The sequence below is a fragment of the Butyricicoccus sp. genome (assembly GCF_050872565.1).
In the GTDB taxonomy this organism is placed as follows: domain Bacteria; phylum Bacillota; class Clostridia; order Oscillospirales; family Butyricicoccaceae; genus Butyricicoccus_A.
In genome coordinates this window covers 1-1189 of the sequence record NZ_JBNMHC010000504.1, presented here as the reverse complement: position 1 = coordinate 1189, position 1189 = coordinate 1, and the positions used below count along the sequence as shown (strand labels likewise).

Sequence of the window (1189 nt, the reverse complement as noted above, 5' to 3'; positions counted from 1 at the left end):
GTTGGCATCACGCCGAAGCAGGCAGATGCGATTTTCGATGCCGGTGCCGATGTGATTACGCTGGGAAATCACACGTATCGCAAACAGAATATCGTCAGTTATTTAGAGGATAATCGGTATATCATTCGTCCCGCCAATCTCGCGCCGCAGTCTCCGGGAGAAGGCTTTGGCATTTATGAGAGCAGAAGCGGCTGGCGGGTGTTGGTGTTTGAATTGATTGGCCGCTGTGATATGCAGTATGGTCCGGATAACCCGTTTTTGCGCGCAGACCGCATTTTGCGGGAACAGGAAGGGCGATATGACATCGCGGTGTGTGAAATGCACGCTTCCGCAACATCGGAAAAGCTCGCGATGGGTTTTTATCTGGATGGACGCGTTTCCGCTGTTTATGGCACGCATACGCATGTGCCGACAGCCGATGCGCGAGTCAATCCGAAGGGAACCGGATATATTACCGATCTCGGCATGACGGGACCAAAATGGTCGGTGCTCGGTGTGCGAAAAGAGCAGTCTATCGCCATGTTCCGCGGAGATCTCACCAGTCGATTTGAACCGGCAGAAGGCGTCTGCGTGCTGCAAGGCGCAGTGTTTGATATTGATGAGAGCACAGGCACCTGCCGCAGCGTGCAGAGAGTGGAAGAGGAATATCTGCCGGGAAAATAAAAGAATCATTCACGCTGGCTTCTGCTTATAAACAAAAAATCGCTCGTACTTCGTGTGCGAGCGATTTTTTTATGCTTATGCGGATTGTTCGGCGGTTTGTTTGGAGCGGATGCCGCCCTTGGTCATCGTATCTGTATTGTAGGTATCGTAGTCATAATAATCAAACGAATACAGCTGCGCGGCATCATTGGGAATGAACAGCAGCATTTCAATATAGTATTCATCGTCATCGTCTGGGTCAGCATTACCCCAGCAGGTTAAATCATAATAGGTATACTGATCCAACGGATATTTGCTCTGCAAATCTTCCGAGAGATAGTCGCCGATGTTATCTTCCGTCAGATTCAGCTGATACAGCGTAGGAGAATCGGTTGTGAAGCTGCCGTCTTCGTTTTTCCAAGAAATGACACCGTTGTCAAATGTCAGAGAAAGCGATGCATTGCTGTTTACCCAGTTGCCATTGAGAATGGTCGGCACATCGGTCGGCTGATAGGCATCATCCGTGTACGAATCGTCGGTAGATTCT

The 1189-nt window shown here is 49.7% G+C and carries 2 protein-coding genes; one reads left to right on the top strand and one right to left on the bottom strand.

What is annotated here, in order from left to right; genetic code table 11:
• A partial coding sequence (locus tag ACR0P9_RS12940) for a TIGR00282 family metallophosphoesterase (RefSeq protein WP_432620786.1) occupies window positions 1–663 on the top strand: 663 nt, incomplete at its 5' end.
• Between the two features lie 75 nt (window positions 664–738).
• Here the strand turns inward: ACR0P9_RS12940 and ACR0P9_RS12935 are convergent.
• Window positions 739–1189, bottom strand: a 451-nt coding sequence (locus ACR0P9_RS12935; RefSeq protein WP_432620784.1) for a hypothetical protein, incomplete at its 5' end; no start/stop codon positions are given.